Annotated in this window: 13 protein-coding genes; 3 read left to right on the forward strand and 10 right to left on the reverse strand. The window is 39.5% G+C overall.

Features of this window, described 5'->3' with window-relative positions:
* Positions 1-34 precede the first annotated feature (34 nt).
* The 3 genes from mfd to ACPEIW_RS04120 all read right to left on the reverse strand — a co-directional run bounded on the left by mfd (position 35) and on the right by ACPEIW_RS04120 (position 5,436).
* Positions 35-3,679, reverse strand: a complete 3,645-nt coding sequence (gene mfd / locus ACPEIW_RS04110) for a transcription-repair coupling factor (RefSeq protein WP_425663199.1) — start codon at positions 3,677-3,679, stop codon at positions 35-37.
* Positions 3,669-4,268, reverse strand: a complete 600-nt coding sequence (pth, locus tag ACPEIW_RS04115) for an aminoacyl-tRNA hydrolase (protein ID WP_004130472.1) — start codon at positions 4,266-4,268, stop codon at positions 3,669-3,671. Before pth ends, mfd begins: the two co-directional genes overlap by 11 nt.
* 127 nt (positions 4,269-4,395) lie before the next feature.
* On the reverse strand, positions 4,396-5,436 hold the full coding sequence (locus tag ACPEIW_RS04120) for an ABC transporter substrate-binding protein (RefSeq protein ID WP_317623562.1): 1,041 nt from the start codon (positions 5,434-5,436) through the stop codon (positions 4,396-4,398).
* A gap of 384 nt (positions 5,437-5,820) precedes the next feature.
* Between ACPEIW_RS04120 and ACPEIW_RS04125 the strand changes: the two genes are divergently transcribed.
* Entirely contained in the window at positions 5,821-6,612 is a 792-nt protein-coding gene (locus ACPEIW_RS04125) for an ABC transporter permease (RefSeq protein ID WP_425663202.1), read from the forward strand.
* A gap of 110 nt (positions 6,613-6,722) precedes the next feature.
* On the opposite strand, the gene ACPEIW_RS04130 is transcribed toward ACPEIW_RS04125, so the two are convergent.
* From ACPEIW_RS04130 to ACPEIW_RS04140, 3 genes are all read right to left on the reverse strand, one after another.
* A complete protein-coding gene (locus ACPEIW_RS04130; RefSeq protein ID WP_425663204.1) occupies positions 6,723-10,331 on the reverse strand; it encodes a UPF0182 family protein in 3,609 nt (1,202 codons plus the stop codon).
* A 142-nt stretch (positions 10,332-10,473) separates the two neighbouring features.
* Positions 10,474-11,763 carry a uracil-xanthine permease family protein gene (locus tag ACPEIW_RS04135; RefSeq protein WP_004111840.1) on the reverse strand — a complete coding sequence of 430 codons (1,290 nt, stop codon included), beginning with the start codon at positions 11,761-11,763 and terminating at the stop codon, positions 10,474-10,476.
* Between the two features lie 344 nt (positions 11,764-12,107).
* On the reverse strand, positions 12,108-12,476 hold the full coding sequence (locus ACPEIW_RS04140; RefSeq protein ID WP_425663206.1) for a DUF488 domain-containing protein: 369 nt from the start codon (positions 12,474-12,476) through the stop codon (positions 12,108-12,110).
* Positions 12,477-12,715: 239 nt separating this feature from the next.
* On the opposite strand from ACPEIW_RS04140, the gene ACPEIW_RS04145 reads away from it, so the two are divergent.
* Positions 12,716-13,777, forward strand: coding sequence for a YeiH family protein (locus ACPEIW_RS04145; RefSeq protein WP_101889351.1), 1,062 nt, complete (start codon positions 12,716-12,718; stop codon positions 13,775-13,777).
* Between the two features lie 115 nt (positions 13,778-13,892).
* On the opposite strand, the gene ACPEIW_RS04150 is transcribed toward ACPEIW_RS04145, so the two are convergent.
* The 4 genes from ACPEIW_RS04150 to ACPEIW_RS04165 form a co-directional block, all read right to left on the reverse strand.
* Positions 13,893-14,711: a L,D-transpeptidase gene (locus tag ACPEIW_RS04150; RefSeq protein WP_425663208.1), complete on the reverse strand. Its 819-nt coding sequence runs from the start codon at positions 14,709-14,711 to the stop codon at positions 13,893-13,895.
* A gap of 99 nt (positions 14,712-14,810) precedes the next feature.
* Positions 14,811-15,899, reverse strand: coding sequence for a redox-regulated ATPase YchF (ychF, locus tag ACPEIW_RS04155; RefSeq protein ID WP_425663210.1), 1,089 nt, complete (start codon positions 15,897-15,899; stop codon positions 14,811-14,813).
* Positions 15,900-15,955: 56 nt separating this feature from the next.
* Positions 15,956-16,759 carry a pyrroline-5-carboxylate reductase gene (proC, locus tag ACPEIW_RS04160; protein ID WP_115794234.1) on the reverse strand — a complete coding sequence of 268 codons (804 nt, stop codon included), beginning with the start codon at positions 16,757-16,759 and terminating at the stop codon, positions 15,956-15,958.
* 168 nt (positions 16,760-16,927) lie between these two features.
* Positions 16,928-18,307 (reverse strand): alpha/beta fold hydrolase, encoded by a 1,380-nt coding sequence (locus ACPEIW_RS04165; RefSeq protein ID WP_032812796.1) that lies wholly within the window; start codon positions 18,305-18,307, stop codon positions 16,928-16,930.
* A gap of 129 nt (positions 18,308-18,436) precedes the next feature.
* On the opposite strand from ACPEIW_RS04165, the gene ACPEIW_RS04170 reads away from it, so the two are divergent.
* On the forward strand, positions 18,437-20,977 hold the full coding sequence (locus ACPEIW_RS04170; RefSeq protein ID WP_425663213.1) for a DUF7134 domain-containing protein: 2,541 nt from the start codon (positions 18,437-18,439) through the stop codon (positions 20,975-20,977).

The raw sequence follows: 20,977 nt of genomic DNA on the forward strand, positions 1-20,977 counted from the left end.
GCCGCCTTTATTTATAAACAGTGCAAGATTTGCCTTACCAAGCTAAATCTTCAAGAAGTTGGCGCACCCAATCAAGTATTTCGCGCTCACTCATTGCGCTAGTTCCAAGTGAAGATTCAAAAGGCGATGGAATAATAAGCGTATGAGTAAGCGGACGATACTTAACTCCGCGGTAAATCCTTTGCAAACGCATCCACAACGATTCTTTTGGATCTAAACCAATAACACGAACCGATTTACCTTGAGAGCTAATTTGCGTAATACCAAGATCACGAGCCTTAAAACGCAAGCGAGCAACATCGCACAATATACCAAACGCTTCAGGAGGCTCACCAAAACGATCAAGTAACTCATCGTGCAACTCTTGCAAATCCTTATTATTGTTAGCGGAAGCAAGCTTACGGTACGCTTCTAAACGAAGCTTGTCGGAATCAATATAATCAACTGGAATCGAAGCTTCAACAGGCAAATCAATAGACGTGGAAACAGTTTCTTTATGCTCTGGCTCTTTGTATTTTTCAACAGCTTCACAAACCATTCGCACGTATAAATCAAATCCAACGCCTTCAATATGGCCACTTTGCGCATTGCCAAGCAAGTTTCCAGTGCCTCTAAGCTCCAAATCCTTCATAGCAACATCAAACCCAGATCCAAGAGCAGTATATTGAGCGATTGTTGCAAGGCGATCATGCGCTTGTTGAGTCATAGGCTTAGACGGATCATACAAAAAGTATGCGTACGCACGCTCACGACCTCTGCCAACGCGCCCGCGCAATTGATGAAGCTGGCTTAAGCCGAATCTGTCTGCATGATCCACAATAAGCGTATTAGCGTTAGAAATATCTAATCCCGTTTCAATAATCGTAGTGCAAACAAGAACGTCAATATCTCTATGCCAAAAATCACGAATAATAGTGTCAAGCTGCTTCTCACCCATTTTTCCGTGCGCAATCGCAACCCTAGCATCTGGAACAAGTTTTTGAATATTAGTCGCAACTTTACTAATATCTTCTACTCTATTGTGCACGTAAAATACTTGGCCACCTCTAAGCAGCTCTCGCTTAACGCAAGCTGCCACTTGCGCGTCTTCGTAGGCTCCAACATAAGTCAAGACTGGCAAACGGTCTTCCGGAGGCGTAGCAAGAGTAGACATTTCGCGAATACCAGTAACAGCCATTTCAAGTGTTCTAGGAATTGGCGTTGCCGAAAGACTAAGAACATCTACGTTTGTACGCAAAGCTTTCAAAGTCTCCTTGTGCTCAACGCCAAAACGCTGCTCTTCGTCTATAATCACCAAACCTAAATCCTTGAATTTTATGTTTGGATTCAAAAGCTTATGCGTGCCAATAACAACATCAACTTCTCCTGATTCAAGGCCTTGAATAGTATTGTTAACCTCTTTTTCGCTTTGGAATCTACTCATTGCAGCAACAGTTATAGGGAATCCAGAAAAGCGATTAGTAAAAGTCTCGTAATGTTGTTGAACTAAAAGAGTTGTTGGCGCTAGAACAACCACTTGCTTGCCGTCTTGAACTGCCTTAAAAGCAGCGCGCACAGCAATCTCAGTTTTGCCAAAACCAACGTCTCCGCAAATCAGCCTATCCATCGGAATTGGCTTTTGCATATCTTGCTTGACTTCGTCAATAGTCGTAAGCTGATCTGGAGTTTCTTGGTATGGAAAATCATCCTCAAGCTCTTTTTGCCATGGAGTGTCTGCGCTAAAAGCAAATCCGCTGCTAGATGCTCGTGCAGAATAAAGTTTAATCAAGTCTTGCGCAACTTCTTGAACAGCTTTTCGCGCTTTTTCTTTTGTAGCAGCCCAGTCTGCGCCTCCAAGCTTATTTAGCTTTGGAATCTCTGCACCAATATATTTGCTAACTAAATCAAGTTGATCTGTTGGAATAAAAAGCTTATCCGCAGGAGCATTGCGTTTACTTGGCGCATACTCAATTTCCAAATATTCGCGTGCAGCTTCTCCGTTTGAAGTTTTTACATTCCTCTGCCTCATGCCTATAAATTTGCCAATTCCGTGCTGTTCGTGAACAACAAAATCTCCTGGCTTAAGGTCTAGAAGGTCGATTTCTTTTTTTCTACGCTTTGGCGACTTAAAACCACTTGCAGAAGAAGACTTTCCTGTTAAATCTCTTTCGCTAAGAATTGCAATTTTACTTTGCGTATCTATAAAACCGTCAACTATTTTCGATTGAACTGCCGAAAAATCAAATACGCCACTTGCGCGTACAGCTCGCGCAAGTCTTGATAAAATTCCACTTGAAGCAGCGCTAATATAAACCTTGTATCCGTTAGAAATAAGACCATATATTCCGCTAGAAATCTTATCACTATCTCCTCTAAATTCTTGAGGAGATTTGATGCACAAGTCTAAATAGTTATTTTTTACGACTTTATTTTCGTTTTCTTCTTTGGAATCAACGGTTGCTTGCGATTTACTCGTTGAATCCATTGCAAAACTGTTTAAGTTAATTACTTGATGATTGTTATTTTCAAGATTTTCTAAAACGCTGCTAAAATCAAGAAAACTCGCTTTATCGAATGTTATTGGAGCGCCAGCACCCTTACCAGACGCAGCAACATGCCAACTTGCAGCCAAAAACTCGTTTGCTGTTTTAACTAAATCGTTAGCTGCGCGCTTGCATTTTTCTAAGTCGGAAACCAAAATTATTGCGTTTTTATCAAGCAAATTTTCCACTGGTTCCATGTTGTCAACTAATGCTGGAATCAAAGACTCCATACCCTCTACAGGTATTGCATTTGCGATTGATTCAAGCATATCTTGAGCATTTGGAATCTTACCAATCAAAGACCTTGCTCGTTTTTGAATATCTTTTGTAAGTTGCAATTCTCGGCAAGGTGTAGCCCAAACACTATTAATATTCTTCCCATAAGTGCGCTGATCAGATGCGTGGAATTGTTTGATTGCATCAATCTCATCTCCAAAAAACTCAATACGCACAGGATGATCCATTGTTGGAGGAAAAACGTCTATAATTCCGCCTCGAACAGCAAATTCAGCGCGATTCATAACAAGTTCCACGCGATTATACGAGTTTTCAACAAGTCGCTTTGTAGCAACCTCAATAGAAATCTCATTGCCACATTCAAAAACAAGCGGCTCTACGTTGCAAAGACCCTTAACAACTGGCTGAATAAGGGACCGAACTGGCATAACAAGAACGCGAATTGGGCTAAACATGGCACTTTTGCCGCTTTTGCTGCTTTTGCCACTTTTGCTATCTTCCCCACTTTGCGGATGCTTTAATCGCCTAAAAACCGCCATTCTACTTGCTACAGTATCTGCTCTAGGAGAAAGACGCTCGTGCGGAAGAGTTTCCCAAGCTTCAAGATTAGCAATATCTTTAGGGTTCCCATTATAAAAATCGCGTATTGATTCAAGTGATTCTAAAGCATCTCTACCAGATGGAACTACTAAAACAACAGGCTTTTTAGTAGCCATTGCAGCAGCTACAGCAGATCTAGCTCCACTTGGACAATACACATTAAGAGGATTAGAAAAATCTTCTTCAAGCAAAGCTAAAGACTTAAACGAATCATTTTTCTTACAAATATCTTTAAGTATGCTTTCAAAAGAAGCATCAGAAATATTAAAATCTTTAGAATCTAGCATTTTGTTAGCAAAAGAATCATACTTATCTGCCATTAAAATGCTCCTGAGTGGCTGCAAGCCCGCGGAAAATCACACTTTCTACAGCATCTGCGCCATCTGCCAAAAAATTAGGAAGTTCAGATTTTTGCGCACCAGCAAATCCGCCCAAAACCCAATTAACAGTATTATCGTGAGCATGAGCACCACGCTGAGCATGCCCAACACCCATTCTTACGCGCGCATATTGCGGAGTTCCAAGACTGCGATCAATAGAACGAATACCGTTATGACCTCCAGCAGAACCTCCAGCTTTTACTTTAATGCGCCCAAAATCCAAATCCATATCGTCGTGAACAATCACAATATGGTCAGTTTCAATTTGATAATAAGAACTTATAGAAGATATTGCAGCTCCAGAATCGTTCATAAAAGTAAGCGGCTTAGCAAGGAAGAACTTTGCAAGCTTACCGTCTAAATTCATAACTCCCTTGCCAAGTTTAGACAAGCCTTTATGGTCAGAAAAAGATATTGACCATCGCTCAGCAAGCAAATCCGCAACCATAAATCCCATATTATGACGAGTACCTTCGTACTTAGATCCAGGATTGCCAAGGCCAGCAATAAGCCAAAAATCTGAAGCCATAATTCACGCCCAATCTTATAAACTCAACAACAAAACGGGCGTACCGATTGAAGTTGGATTATACAACTACCCGATACGCCCTCATATACTGTACTTTATTTTAGCAAGACTCAAGTCATTGCGTAAACTACTTCAAAAATTCGTCCGTAGTTAATTCTTTTGCTTGAGGAGTTTTATATGTTACTTTGCCTTTAGAATCCGTATACGCACCTTCCTTACTTAGGAAGTCGAAGTATTCTTGAGCACCCTTAACATCATTTGTGCCGAACACAAACTTGCCGCTTTTTATGTCTGCACGATTACCCCAATATTGCCCGTCAACAATCATCTTCATGCTTCGCTTAACGAATTTCACATCAAGATTAGCTTCAGGAGCTTCTTTTACTAAAATGTTCGCAGCTTCATCTGGATGATTGTAAGCGTATTCATAACCGCGCTTAACGGCTTTAACAAAAGCGCGAACAAGCTTCGGATTGCGCTTAACTGTGTTTGCGTTAGTAATAACACCAATCGTATCTGGCTGACCAGGAACTCCATAATCTGCTGTCTTAAAGCAACGCAACTTTGGACCATACATTTCCGCCTGCACACCTTCCCAAGTACCATAAAAACCACCAAAATCAGCTTTTCCAGATTCAAGCGTACGGAACGTAGAAGTACCAACAGTAACCTTATCGAACTTACCTTTGCCACCATCGTGCTGAATCATTCTACGAATCACAGCATCACCTTCTGCAGATCCAAAGGTTGCAAAAGTTTTACCATCAAAGTCTTTAGGAGAATGAATTTTAGTATTTTTATAAAGAGAGCACCAAATTGCGCTAGGCTTTTGCTGAACTTGCAAAACTTCCTTCAATTTAGTGCCTTTTGTACTGAAATCTGCAAGACTAGTAATATTGCTTAAAGCAAAATCCGCAGCACCAGAGTCAACAGCATGCTCGGCACCAGTTTGAGACACAGCCAAAATATTCACGTGTAAACCAGCTTGCTTAAACCATCCCATATGCTTTGCCACGTATATGCCAATATGATTAGTATCAGGTATCCACGAAAGCATAAACGAAACGTTTTGAAGACCAGATTTACTATTCTGCTTACTATTGTTTGATCCGCACGCGCACAAAGACAGAATACAGCATGAGCTTATAAAAACTGCTATTGCACGCATAATATTTTTATTAGATTTCAAACAAAAAGCTCGCACATTACGCCATAATTCGCATATCATGAATTCCCTAGCTTTCTTATAAATAACCGCTTTCTGGGAATGTGACACGAACTTGGCAGAAAACGGTATCAAGGGCCTAGCCCGCGCCGTTCAATGCCCCCAAAATTAGAACTTTTGGTTTGCCACGCATTGACTCACGAAACGACTAAATTATGCACTAATCGAAAGACAAATACGCATAAAATACACGCTTGCGAACTACATACTAGCTATGTGATATTTTCATACAAGAAAGTTTGTAAAATTTTACGTTGTTTGATTGGGGCAGCAGTCAAGCAGCTACAACAAGCATTATGGCTTGTGTACTGAAAGGAACGATATTCCATGACGCGCGCGCGCTGGAAAACACTACTGCACAATTATCTGCCAACAATAATTTCTACTATTGCACTACTAATTTTTTGGCAACTTTCTTGCGAATTCTATAAAATTCCAGAAAATTCTATTCCAACTCCTACAGATATTGCTAAAGCAACTTGTGAAGTGTGGCCACAATTATGGCCTGCAACCCTTGCAACTATTGAAGAGACAATTGTTGGTTTTAGTCTTGCCATTGTGTGCGGCATTTTACTGGGCGTACTTTTTCACGTATGCAAGCTGGTTCACGCAGCTTTGTTCCCACTTCTTTGTGCTGCACAAACGTTACCACTTATTTCGATTGCCCCGCTATTTCTTATATGGTTCGGTTTCGAAATGTCTGGAAAAATTGTTATCGTAGCTATTTTTAGCATGTTCCCTATTGCTGTTCAAACAATTAGAGGTCTTGATGCAGTTCCAAGTTTTTATAGCGATGTAGCTCTCACATGCGGAGCGGGACGAGTTTGGACGCTTTGGCACGTAAAATTAAGGATTGCAGCTCGACAAATTTTTGGTGGAATTCGCATTAGCACAGCCTACGTTTTTGGCGCAGCTACTACTGCAGAATATCTTGGCGCTCGTCAAGGATTAGGTATTTGGCTGCAAGCTGCATATAATTCTTTCCGCACTCCGCTTATTTTTTCTGCAACATTCGTAATTATTGCGTTTACAGCAATATTGATGGGCGTAGTTAATATAAGCGAACGATTATTGCTAGGTCCTGTAGAAGACGACGAAGACCCAGATAATCAAATGTAAAAACGCATAAAGCCAACACATAAAATAATGCCGAACATAATCTAAACTATGCTCGGCATTATTTTTTATTAATCTAAAGCTGCTTTTAGGCGCTTCTTTGACTTTTGCTTTTACTTTCCAGAGTCTTCTTTAATAGCATCGTTAATCGCATCGCTTAACTCTTTTTGAGCTTTGCCATACGCTTGCCAATCTCCAGATTTCATTGCATTATCCGAGTCCTTTAGCGCTTGAGCTGCTCGCTTAAGAGCCATTTTTGCTTTTGCACTAAAATCAGCGTCTGCCTTAGCATTAGCATTTTTATTGCCATTTTCGCTATTCTTAGTCGAATCTTTTCGCTTAGGATTAGAAGCAATATTGTTTACGCCAGAATTATTGGAAGCATCTCCAGCATTTGCGCCAGAGTTTCCTCCAAATACTTGGTTTAATGCTTCATCCAAAGTGTCTGCAAATCCAACTTGATCTCCAAAAGCAACCAATACTTTCTTAAGCAATGGGTAGCTAGTAGATCCGCTAGATTGTACGTAAACAGGCTCTACGTAAACCAATCCACCGCCAAGTGGCAATGTAAGCAAATTTCCACGCTTAACTTTAGTTGATCCAGATTCAAGCAAATTCAACTCTTTAGAAACATTTGCATTAGCATTAAAGTTGTTTTGAGCTTGACCAGGTCCTGGAACATTGGAAACTTTAGGTAACTCTTGAAGTCTTAGTTGGCCATAATTTTCGCTTACTTTTCCAGCAACATTTCCAGCATCGGAATTTACAGACAAGAATCCAGTTAGGATCTCTCGAGTAGATCTTCCAGCAGGAATGTATGTAGAAACAAGCGAAAATACTGGCTTGTTTGCTCCTCTAGTTTGCAAAGTCAAATAGTATGGAGGTTGCAAAATATCTTCTCTCTGAAGACTTTGAGATTCTGTAGGATCTACTGGAGTCTGCCAGAAGTCTTCTCCCGAGAAGAACTGGCTTGCGCTGTCAACATGATACTTTGCAAGCAAATGCCTTTGTACTTTGAACAAGCTTTCTGGGTATCTAATATGACTCATCAAATCGCCAGAAATCTTAGAAATATCGTGATAATGCCCTGGGAATATTGATCTCCAAGCTTTAATCACAGGGTCTTTTTTATCCCACACATACAAGTCAACAGAACCGTCGTACGCATCAACAGTAGCTTTAACTGAATTGCGAATATAGTTTGCTCGCTGATTAGTTAAGCCTTTAATCGAACGAGATGTTGTTGTTGTAGAATCTTGAGTCACCTGCCCAAAATCAGTCATTTGCGAATATGGGTAAGAGTCGGACGTTGTATATCCGTCAACAATCCACTTAACTCGTCCATCAACAACCGCTGGATAAACGCGCCCATCTAATGTCAAGTATGGAGCGACTTTAGAAACGCGAGTCTTAGGGTCGCGATCATACAAAATCTGAGAATTTGCAGTAACTCTATCCGAGAATAAGATTTGATCTGATTCGAAACGAATAGCGTGTAGCAACTTAGAGAAGAAGTTTCCTACACTTGGTCCACCATTTCCCTTAAACGTTGTTAAAGCACCATTTGAGCCAGTTGGATAATCAAATTCCCAAGGAGCAGCGCCTTTTGGAGAACCAACAATAGAATACTTTGGAGCGTTTGGAGAGAAGTAGATACGCGGCTCATACTTCTTCAACTTTGTAAGCTTTCCTTGAGTTGGAATTCCATACTCCATAAATTGCGGCTGACCGTCTGCAGTAACTTTATTTCCGTAAGCTGCAACAACACCATATCCGTGCGTATAAACAGTGTGGTCATTAACCCAATTTCGATTATCGTTTCCAGCTAGATCAAGCTCTCTTGCAGCAATAACCGTGTCTTGGCTCACGCCATCAATGTCGTACTTATCTACAGAAAGAGTATCTGCAAAAGTATAGTATTGCTTAGATTGCTGCAATTGGCGGAATGTTGGAGAAGTAACTTGAGGGTCTAAAAGCCTGATTTGTGCAGTAGACTCTGCTTCTTTTGCTAGCGCTCCCGACTTTCCTTCCGAAGTAGCGTTATACGATTCTTTTTTAACATTATTTAAGCCATACGCAAACTTAGTTGCATCAATATTTCGCTGAATATAAGTGGCTTCTAATTCTTGAGCATTCGGCGCTACCTTAAAACGTTGCAAAAGAGCAGGCCAAGCAAAAGACAACACCATAGCGCATACAACTAAAGATGCAACAGCTATAGCAGGCGTGCGCCAAGCCTTAACAGCTACAACAAAACGCGTGCCAATTTTTACATTCCCATTAAGAGCATGAGATTTTAGCAGCCATGCTGTTATAACAATTCCAACAATTAGCGTTATTACAGCCATTGCAATGCTGGAAGGAACACCAGCATTCATATCTGTGTAAGATCCGCCAGTAATCTTAGAACCATCCAAATTTACAATCGCAAACACATCTAATATTTGCAAAATGGACCAGAAAATAACAACTAGCATAAACCATGCAGAAATTTGACGCCTTGCGCTTTTAGTTATGTTAAAAATGCCTTTGCCGCCTACAGGAAGCGTAATTCTTACAGCTCCCATCAAAGCGTTTGTTATAACGCTAAATAGCAAAGAAACAGCAAGAAGAACAATAAACGCTCTTGTAAAAAGTCGCAAGCCTGGCAAAGCAAACACATAAAAACCGTTATCAAATCCAAATTGCGGATCTTTAATACCAAACGATTGGTAGTTAAACATAAGCAAAATTTGCACCCAATGATTGTAGAATTGCATTCCAAACACAGCGCCTACAATCAAAGACACAACTCCTGCAACATGCATTGCAAGCTTAGAGCTTATTCCCTTTTTAGTGTCTAAAATATTGCCTTTTTCTTTAACATATACGCCATCTTCGCTTCCAGGGCGTTTTTTAATCGCAATATATGCAGACAAATACCCAAATGCAGCCATAAGCAGAGCGTACAAAGCCCAAACGCCGATTTTAGCGGCTAGTTGAATCCAAATTACGCTCTCAAATCCAAGTTGCGCATACCACATGCAATCTGTAATAAAAGTAGAAAAACCAAAAATAATTGAGCATATAAACGCTATTGCTACTACTATTGCAACAATAATCCAACGCCATTTTCTTGATTTTCCAACAAACTTATTTACATCAAAATCTATTCTCATATAGCGATTATTCTCCTTACTGTTTGAGCTTTTATTATCGCTTTTATTGCTTTCACTATTATCGCTAATATTGCTAGTATTGCTTTCGCGATTTTCACTATTTTCGCTATCTTCACTAGTATTGCTAGTATCACTATTTTTGTGTAAATCGCCTTCGTTTTCTAGTTTTTTCTTAGCTTCTAATATATCGCTAAAGATGTCACCGAGGTCATCATCGTCACTATAATCGTCTGCCCAATCTTTTATTTTTTTTGCAAACTTTGAAAAAGTCTTATCTTTGTTTTCACTATTAGACTCATCTTTAGACTCATCTTTAGTAACAACATTTGCATTGCTATTATCTTCATCAATGCTTTCTATAACTACATCTTGATCGCTGGAATCATCCGCAGAAGCATTCGCAGAAGTATCGGCAAAATCATTATTTTGATTGCTCTTTTTCTTTCCATCGCTTGAATAATCGGAACGCTTATGCACTTTAGTGTTTTTAGGTTTTTTAGCCATATAAGCGCCAAAAGCAGCCCATGCAACGCCAATGAGTATTTCTATAATGACTTTCAACATAAGGTTAATAATACTATACTAATTATTCCCAATCTACGTGTTGTGTTTGTTGTGTAATCAAAAATAATTACAAAAAAGCGCGCTCGCAAAAGTAGCGAACGCGCCTAAATCGATTAAATTAAATCATATTGAAGCATTTATGCTAAGCAACATCTGGATCGTCTTTAGCGATTGTTCCAGTAAGCTTTCCAATTGCTTTCATAATGTGGTACACAACCAACACAACAACTGTGCCGATTGCAATACCGTTGAACTGAATTCCAGAAACAGCAAATTGGAAGTTAGCAATGCCAATAATCATAACGATTGCAGCAATCATAATGTTAACTGGCTTATCGAAGTTCACTTTGTTCTCTACCCAAATGCGAACGCCAATCATGCCAATCATGCCGTAAAGCAAAGTGGTTACACCGCCCAAAACGCCTGCTGGAATGGAGTTTACAATTGCACCAAACTTTGGGCAAAGGCTTAATACGAATGCAAAGAATGCAGCGCACCAATAAGCAGCCGTAGAATACACTTTTGTTGCAGCCATAACGCCAATGTTTTCGCCATATGTTGTAGTACCGCAACCACCAAAGCAGCCAGCGATTGCAGTTCCTAAGCCGTCTGCAAACAAAGCTGTACCAATCTTGGAATCGTAGTCGCGTCCAGTCATTTGAGCTACAGACTTAACGTGACCAACGTTTTCTGCAATAAGAACGAGCACAACTGGCAAGAACATAAGCAAAACAGAGAAGTCAACTTGCGGAGTGTGGAACTTAGGGAAACCAATCCAAGAAGCTTGCTCAATCTTGCTAAAGTCAACTTGACCCTGGAAGCATGCATACGCGTAACCAACAAGAACACCAAGCAAAATGTTCAATCGTCCAAGAAGACCGCGGAAAATCACTGCAATAAGCATAACTGCAACCAAAGTTACCAAAGCAGTGTCTGGAGCCTTTTGGAAGTTACCCCAAACAGCTGGACCCAAGTTAAAGCCAATGATTGCAACAATTGCACCGTTAACAACAGGAGGCATAATAATGTCAATCCACTTTGCTCCTGCAAAATGCACAAGCACACCGATTAGCGCTAGAAGAATACCTGTGCACATAATGCCAAAGCTTGCTACAGCAATGCCCTTATGGGCTGCAGTTACAGCCATAACAGGTGCTATAAGACCAAAAGAGCTTCCTAAATAACTAGGAAGCTTATTTGCGTTAATAAGTAAGAACAGTGCCGTGGAAAGAGCCGTGAACATTAAAGTAGTAGACGGATCAAAGCCTGTAAGAATTGGCACTAAGAATGTTGCGCCAAACATAGCAATAACATGCTGAGCGCCAATACCAGCAGTACGAGTCCACGTTAAACGCTCATCTGGCTCTACTACTTCTCCTGGCTTCAAAGTTTTTCCGTCTCCATGAAGCTGCCATGTAAACAACGATTTCATCGTTTTCTCCTTGCATAAAACAAGTTTATATATACGTTTGTGATTGAAAAAACAACCACCAAAACAAGCGCCAGCTTAAAAAAAAAACAAGCACTACTTGTGCGCAGGTTTGGCAGATTTTGCAGAGGCTATACCAACCGCCGCCCCCTAGCCAAGTGGTCATTCTAATGTACTAATCACAAAGTGTCGAGACAATTTGAAAAATAATAAATTTATAAATTTGTTTTGTTGAAATATCAAGGAAAATCGGTGTGTCGAAAACGCATCAAACACCACTAATTATTACTCATAAAAGTTTATAAACATAAACTTTTGCTTATGTATTAGATTCGCTTATTACAATCTTAATTTTGCAAAACATTTTGAATGTAATCTTTTAATACAATTGCATGATTTATACGCGGATCTTTCGCTCCATATAAAAACGTTACTTTTTTACTTTTTCTACATATATCTACGATTTGGTTTACACAATCTTGATTCTCGTCTAGCTCTTCAACATAAAGATTAGAAAATTCGTTAAAGCGCTCAGGCTTATGGCTAAACCATTTTCGCAAATCACTTGATGGAGCAATATCTTTACACCACAAATCAAGATTTGCTTTTTCTTTACTTATGCCTCTAGGCCACAATCTATCTACTAATACTCGCAAGCCATCATGTTCATCAAATGATTCATAAACGCGTTTAATTTGAATATTAATATTGCACATAATTACCTCTTTAACTACATATAATGATTACACAATTATGATTTTTTTCAACAAGATTTAATTAAGCACAATGTAAATGGAACTAATACAAAACTACGATAGATTTTTATCGAATATGTTTTATTATGTGATTTTTATATAGGCGTGTCGCTTGCCATTACAACAAAATGCTAGAAAATGTGTAAATATTTTTGATTTTTTGTTCATTTTTGTCCGATTATGGGAGAATAATTGGCCAAATGGTTAATTTCTTTGATACATGGAAAAAGAAAATCTGCACAACAAACATGGCTCTTATAGCTGTGCTTACACTTCTAGCTTCCTTAATCGGCAGCTGGCTCAAGCAGTTCCCAGGCCTAAGCCTTTTGGGAGCTCTTATTATTGCGTTGCTTATTGGTATGGCTCTGCAGCTGCCTTTGCACGTATACAAGTTGAACAATGATTCTAGAAGAGCAGGCGTTAAATCATCTGCTGGCCTAATCGCAAATAAGCTACTTCGACTAGGCATTATTTTGCTTGGCTTTAAGCTAAATTTGCACGTTCTATTTACTCAAGGATTAAAGTGCCTACCAATCGCAGCTGTACTCGTTGCTGTTATGGTTTGCGTTACATACAATATTGCAAAACTTCTCAAAGTAAGCCCTCAACTTGCAATGCTAACTGCAGGAGGCACAAGCATTTGCGGAGCTGCAGCTGTTATGGGGCTTTCGGGATCTATGCCAGTGCTTCCACAAGAAGAGGACGAAAAAGAACAAAACGAAGTTATGGCTGTTGCAACAGTTGCAATAATGGGCACAATCTACGCTTTGGCAGAAATCTTTATTCTTCCTCATTTTGGAATGACTAAGCAGCAACTTGGAATTGCTGCTGGAGCGTCCCTTCACGAAATCGCACACGCTGTTGCAGCGGGCGGAGCTTTTGGAAGCATTGACATTGCAACAATCATGAAGCTTACACGAGTTCTTATGCTTGTTCCTACATCAATCTTTATTGCAATTTGGTGGAACGCTCGCCACAGCCAAGTAGAAGATAACGGAAAGCGCAAAATCAACTTCCCATGGTTTATGCTTGGGTTTATTGCAGCATCCGTTATCGGTACGTATGTGCCTTTTGTTTCGTCTTACGCATCACTCCTTGTAGATGCAGGATACGTTTTCCTTGGAATGGCTATGGCTGCTCTTGGAATCAACGTAAACTTTAGAGTTATATTCAAGCAAGGAAAAGCAGCATTCTTAGCAAGCTTCCTGGCATCTATAGTTCTAACAGCATTGGCTTGCGCAGCTAGCGTTTTGTTCTTCTAATAAACAATAGAAGATAAAACAAACACAAACAAAAATCAGGGGATTCCATTTTGAAATCTCCTGATTTTTTTATATCTATTGCTTACACAAATGCTTCACATAACTCCAAAAAAGATTATTCAATATGCACTGCTGTTCCGTCTGGAATATTCGCATAGAACCAATTAGCATCTGGAACACTTAGTCGAACGCACCCGTGCGATGCAGGGACCCCAAGTTTTTGCGCTTCTTCTACAATATAATCGCCAAAATTAGCACGAGTTGGAACAGAGTGGAACAAATACTTTGCTCCTATAAAACCAACCCAATAGTCTCCACCCATTCCTTCTATTCTATTGTAAAAATGGTATCCCCTATGTCCTATTCTAAAATCGCCTTTAGGTGTGGAGTTATTCATTCCAGAGCTAACAATCATTGTATAAACAAGATTATTATTCGCATAAATATAAACACGTTGTTTTTTAAGGTCTACATTTATTTGCAAATGATTTGCATCTAGTCCAGAAAGATTTGGATATTGACCGCCTGTAGAAATCTTCCATAAGTTAGAAAAATCAATTGCATTCGCATTTTGATTTTGCACATTAGACTTATCTTTAGACTTATCATTATGCTCTAATGGCGTCTTTTTTGCTTTCGACTTTGCGCCAAAATTATCGCCTTTTTTACTTTTTACATTACTTAAAGCGGAATCAAGCTCGTTTGACTTAAAATATTGCGCTTTTAGATTTACTAAAATACGCTTATTAGCTTCTTGAACAACATGCGATACTTGGAATCCAACAAAACTAAAGAAGACCAAAACAATTAGAAAAGCAATAACGCGCTTGTAGAAAATTTTGCGATTTTTTGGAGATTTTAAGCTAATAACATATTTCACTAATCGCGCAATAAGCGACTTTAGAACGCTTTTGAAAGCATAAAATATTTTCATACAATCTCCATAATAAACAAAATAAAGGCGCCACTTCGATACTATACTATAGTGCCTAAGCAGCGCCGTTACACATTAATATGATTATTGTTTAACTAATCACACATTAAACTTAAATTCAACAATGTCTCCGTCTTGCATAACGTAATCGCGGCCTTCCAGACGAAGCTTTCCTTCTTCCTTGATTTTTGCCATAGAGCCTTGAGCTTCAACAAAATCATTGTAAGAAACAACTTCTGCTTTAATAAATCCACGCTCAAAATCTGTGTGAATAACGCCTGCAGCTTGCGGAGCCGTCCAACCCTTATGAATCTGCCATGCGTGAACTTCTTTAACGCCAGCCGTCAAATAGGTTTGAAGCCCTAAAATATCAAAGCCAACGCGCGCAAGCTGATCCAATCCAGATTCTTGTAATCCTGCATCTGCAAGCATTTCTCGAGCATCTTCTTCATCAAGCTCAGTAAGCTCCGACTCAAATTGCGCGTTAAGGAAAATCGCCTTTGCAGGAGATACAGATGCCGCTAGCTTAGACTTCAAAGAATCATCCGAAAGCTCCGAATCGTCAACATTAAACACATAAATAAAAGGCTTAGCAGTAAGCAAGTGCAAATCGTAAACGTCGTCTTTATTAATCAACTTCTCGTTATGAGCCTGATCAATCGTCTTTCCAGATTCAAGAATTTCTTTAGCTTTGTTCACTGCGCCAACGTATTCTTGAGTAACTTTTTTGCCACGTAAATCTTTTTCTAACTTTGGCAAAGCATTCTCGATTGTTTGCAAATCCGCAAGAATAAGCTCCGTGTTGATTGTGTCAATATCGTCTGCAGGATCCACCTTGCCATTAACGTGCACAATGTCATCATCGTTAAACGCGCGAACAACTTCGCAAATAGCATCCGCCTCACGAATATTAGCAAGGAACTTGTTACCCAAGCCTTCGCCTTCGCTTGCACCCTTAACGATTCCTGCAATATCAACAAATGTAACGGTTGCTGGAACGATTTTCTCGGTTTTAACAAGCTTTGCTAAAACAGGCAAACGTTTGTCTGGCAAAGGCACAATACCAGTATTTGGCTCGATTGTTGCAAATGGATAATTTTCCGCTAAAACGTTATTTCGTGTTAGCGCATTAAACATAGTTGATTTACCAACGTTAGGCAAACCTACGATTCCAATAGTTAAAGACATATTACCTACTTTAGACCAGCTAGCGGAAGTGACTACACTACTATACTCGTAATGTTTTATTTTTGTTGAATTGCGTCAACAGCGCTAATAACATCTCCCCTAAAACCACACGATTCTAGCTTTGCAACACCTCGAATCGTAGTTCCACCAGGAGAGCATACTGCGTCCTTCATAGCCCCTGGGTGAACACGCGTATCCATATACAACGCGCCTACTCCCTCAATCATCTTTGCAGCCAAGCGATATGCGCAATCTCTCTTTAGACCATACTTTACGCCAGCATCTGCTAAAGCTTCCATGTACATAGCAGTAAAAGCTGGAGCGCAACTAGAAACACACATTGCAATATTCATGTGCTCGCTATCTACTCGCTCGACTAAAGAAATCGGATTAAAAATAGCGTTAAACGCTTCTAGTTGACTATCCGTTAGCGTATTTTCGCTTTCTGCTAGAGTGACTCCTTGGCAAACTGCGATTGGCGTATTTGGAATAATGCATTGCACGTTAGCATCTTTGCCAAGTAGATTCTGGTAACGCTTAAGAGTCCAGCCTGCTGCAACGGAAATAATTGCGATTTTTCTTTCTACAATAGTTTTTGCAATAGGTTGCAAAACTTCTTCTATTTGATTTGGTTTTACAGCCAAAATTAAAACATTGCTAGAATCGCAAACTTCACACGCACTTTTTAACGCTTTTACGCCAAATTTGCTTGCATTATTAACAAGTTTTTCAAAGTGCGCCGCGCATGCAACCATATCTCTACCTTGTAAAACATTAGCGCGAATCAAACCTTGAGCAATTGCTTGAGCCATGTTTCCAAAACCAATAAATCCAACGGTTCCAATTGAGTTAGAACTCATTAACAAATCCCCTTAATATCTAAACACTAAAACTAACACTAAATAAACACTAACTTTTTATTAAGCATCTAATCATTTGTATATATAACTTGTATATCTAATCATTTGTTAGGTACTTTAATCAAAGTTACTTACCGCTTATATTACTTATCACTTATATCACTTATATCACTTATAAATAGACTCCAAATCTCCACGATTCTTTGCCTCTTCTAGCAAATGACGGAACACAAAGTCGCCATGAACACCATCGTGCTCAAACTCGTTTGTTGTCCAATAATGGGAGTTTGCAATACGCGAAAGCGTATCTAACTGAAGACCAGAATCAACGTACATGTCGTCGAAGTAAACCGCTGCTTGCAAAGGAACTTCGTTATTTGCAAGCTGATCTAAATCGTAAATCTTGCCAAACTGCTTGTCGCTCATTAAGCAGTCAACTGCTGGCAAGAATGGTTGCAAAGCTTTTTCTTGATCAAACATCCAAGGAAACATAGCTTCGCCCGTAAAAAGAAGAGGGCGCGCACTACCAGAAAACTCTGGCATTGTTTCCCTAACCTGCTGAGCTGCCCACAAAATCGGGTGCTCTAATTCACCATCAGCATAAATAAATTCTTGCAGCGGCCAATATAGCGGACTAGAATATGTTGCATCCATAACACCGTAAAGAAACTCATCGCTTAAATAGCCGTCTGCTGTTCCACCGCCATGCTTGAATGCCTTAAGAGAGCCATCTCCATCCGAAAATGCGGAGTCAATAAGCCAATGAACTCTTTCAAAACTTGGCTTCATGCCAAAAGATGATCCAAGAGTCTGGAATCGCTCAACGGTTAGCTTTTCGCCATTAGGTAAGAAAACATCTCCTTGAGAAATCCTATCTGCAATAGCAGCAGCGCGCGCAACATCCTGCGGATAGCGCTCATAGAATTGCTCAGTTTTACGCGCCATACGAGGAAAAGTATGTTCATAGACTTCACGCGCATTTGCAGGAACATGAGGAATGCCGCCAGTTGTGAAGCTTGCAATCAATCCCTGCGGGAAAAGCGACAAATACGTAAGCGTTAAGAATCCACCATAGCTTTGACCCAAAGAAACCCACGGCTTTGCATTAAACTCAGTTAAGCGCAAATGCTCAAAATCGCGAATAATAGAATCTGCTAAGAATCGCTTTAAGTACCATGCTTGCCGCTCTACGCTCACGCCGTCGTCTGCCATGCGCTTAATCGTAGAAGCATCTACCCTAGAAGAGCGCCCAACACCACGCTGGTCTGGCAAGACTACGCGAAAATGCTTAATTGCTTCTTGAATCCAACCATCGCTAGACGGCGAAAGCGGACGAGGGCACTGACCGCCTGGGCCTCCTTGCAAAAACACTAGCAAAGGCAAATCGTCATGCGCATGTTCTGGAGCACTAATAACCCTGCAAAATAGGCGAATCTTCTCCCCTTTAATAGAATCGCCTGGAGTGTTTTGCTCCCAGTCTAAAGGAACATCGATTGCGCGCTCTTCTACATACAATCCTGGTACGTAATACTTTGCTAGCAGTGCCATTGTAAACATTCCTTTCTGCACTCGCATGCAACGTTGCAATAACAAATCACATACAAAAATACACACTCTTACATAAATCATACTAAAGTTCGATTGTTCTATAAAGTGCCGTGTACTAGCCTAGTAGTTATGAAAATATCTCACACGTTTAACAAAGCCATACAACGCTTACGCACTGAGCTTACGCTAAACGATATATTGTGGGGCATTATTCCACTTATTCTTTTTACACTTTCAAGCAATCGTTATACTATAAGCAATGTTGACGGATTCTTGACGCAAAGTTCACTAATTACAACCTATCTTATAAATATTGTTGTTGCATCATTACTTTCAGTACGAAGAATATGGCCCGAACACACAGCTGTTATTTTTATTGTTGCATGCATTTTGCAAGTAATATTTGGCCCTACTCAACTTTTTGCTGATTTCTTTGGTTTTGTGCTGCTTGTTAATGCTATTGCTCGCGGAAATCCAGAACATTCAAAAGCTTTTGTTATTGCAGCTTACGTAACAACAGTATTATCTTGCGCAGCAATATCGTGGAATATTGTAATGGGGCCAATATATGGCATCAATCATTTAAAAGCTAGTTATTCTTGTAGCGTAAAAAATATAAATAGTAGTAACATTAAAAATTGCGTTTCAATTATACTTGATTTTGCAATTCCTACTATAATTTTTGCAATTATTATTACTACAATTGCGGTTATTATTGGCTACTGGCAGCGCACTCACGTGCACACTATTCAACTTTTACAAGAGAACAATAACGCTATTCGCGCGTACAGAAAGAAAGCTCAGCATATTGCCATTACTGCAGAGCGCGCTAGAATCGCTAGGGATATGCACGATATTGTTGCTCACACGCTTTCTATTATTATTGTTCAAGCAGACGGTGGTCGCTATGCAGCAACACAAGATATTTCTCTTGCTAAAAAAACAATGCATATTATTAAAAACGAAGCAGAGCGCGCCGTTCACGACATGCGCCGACTTCTAGAAGCTTTAACAGACGCTCCATCCGCTCAATTGGATTTAAATCACATACCTTCGCTTATTGAGCAAGCAAAAATCGCATCCCCTAATAATATTTTTTGGCACACTGTTGATGGCATAAATTCTTCTAATAAACTCAACAAAGATGCACAAACCGTTGCATACCGAGTTGTTCAGGAATCACTTACTAATATTCGAAAGCATGCAGGAAACGGCATCAAAATAAACATTCACGAACAGTGGAACGAACAAGGATTAACACTAAAAATCACAAATGAAGTACACAAGCTTGAAGATAATCAAGAGCAAAATAGCATTGCGATACATAAAAACGGCTATGGCTTAATTGGCATGAAAGAGCGCATTGAAAATCTTCACGGAACGCTTGATTATGGAATACAAAACGATGGAACATTTAGTATTGCTGCTTTTATTCCATACTCTTACAGCACGGATCAATCAAACACTACTACTTCTGTATTAAATAGTATTTCTAACGTTACTTATAAGAATGCAAAAGTTAATAATCAATCAGCAGCGCAAGAAAAACCTGAAAATGCAAGCAATAAAACCTCATCAAAAGTTTTGCCAGAAGCAAATAATTCACAAAATAGGATTGAGAAAGTATCGCAATGGTTTGAAAAACATTGGCTTATTGGAGATGTTATTTATGCATCACCTTGGACTGTTCTAATGCTTTTTATACCAACTTACGATTTTACTGTTGGAACTGGAATGACTTCTGGGTATTCAAGCTCGCTTTCATTTCAAATACTTTATAGAATACTTACGCTTACTACTATGATTCCATTTATGTTTCGTAGAAAAGCTCCAACTATGTGCGCAATTGTTGCAGCAGTATTTTCTACAATACAGCTTATATGCTTACCTAATATTTTATTCGCTAATTTCTTTATACCAGCCATTGTTTATGCTGCTGTGCTCTATGGCAAAAAGCACGCATGGCAGTGGGTTAGTGCTGTAGTACTCGCCGAATCTGCTATTTTTGCTGTAAAAATTGGTGTTGCATCAAGAAATATTCCGCAAAATGAAACTCCAATACGATTTTTTACTTCTAATGCGTACACAACTAATTTTTATGACATTATGCAAATGGCGTCCGTAGGATTAATTTTTGGTTTTATAGTTGCATTAATTTGTTTTGCTGCTATTGCATTTGCTTATTACCGCAGAAACGATGACAATAATTTGCTGATTCTAAAAGCGCGCAGAACAGAATTAGAACAAGAACAAAAACAGCTAGAAGTACTTGCAGCAAATGCCGAAAGGCAGCGTATTAGCGCAAATATTCAGCAAAAAGTTGCAGTTACATTGCATAAAGTAATTGATGCCGCAAATAGCGGAATTGATATGCTTAATAAATACGAAAAAACAAATAGCAATGCAGAAAATCAAAAGTCAACAAAACTAGAGCAAGAACAAGAACTAGAGCAAGAGCAAATTGAAGCAATTAGTAAAGCTTTTAAAAACATTGGAGATGAAGGTCGCTCAGCACTTAGGTACATGCGAAAACTACTTGGAATTTTGCGAGAAACAGGTTCAAGTGTTAATTCATCAAATAATAGTGCGAATATAGCTAAGATTGCGGTTCGCCCTGCTGCCCCACTTGATGAACAAATTCAACACAGACTTGCCAACAAACACGAATAA

This window comes from Gardnerella piotii (assembly GCF_049815665.1).
Lineage (GTDB): Bacteria > Actinomycetota > Actinomycetes > Actinomycetales > Bifidobacteriaceae > Bifidobacterium > Bifidobacterium piotii.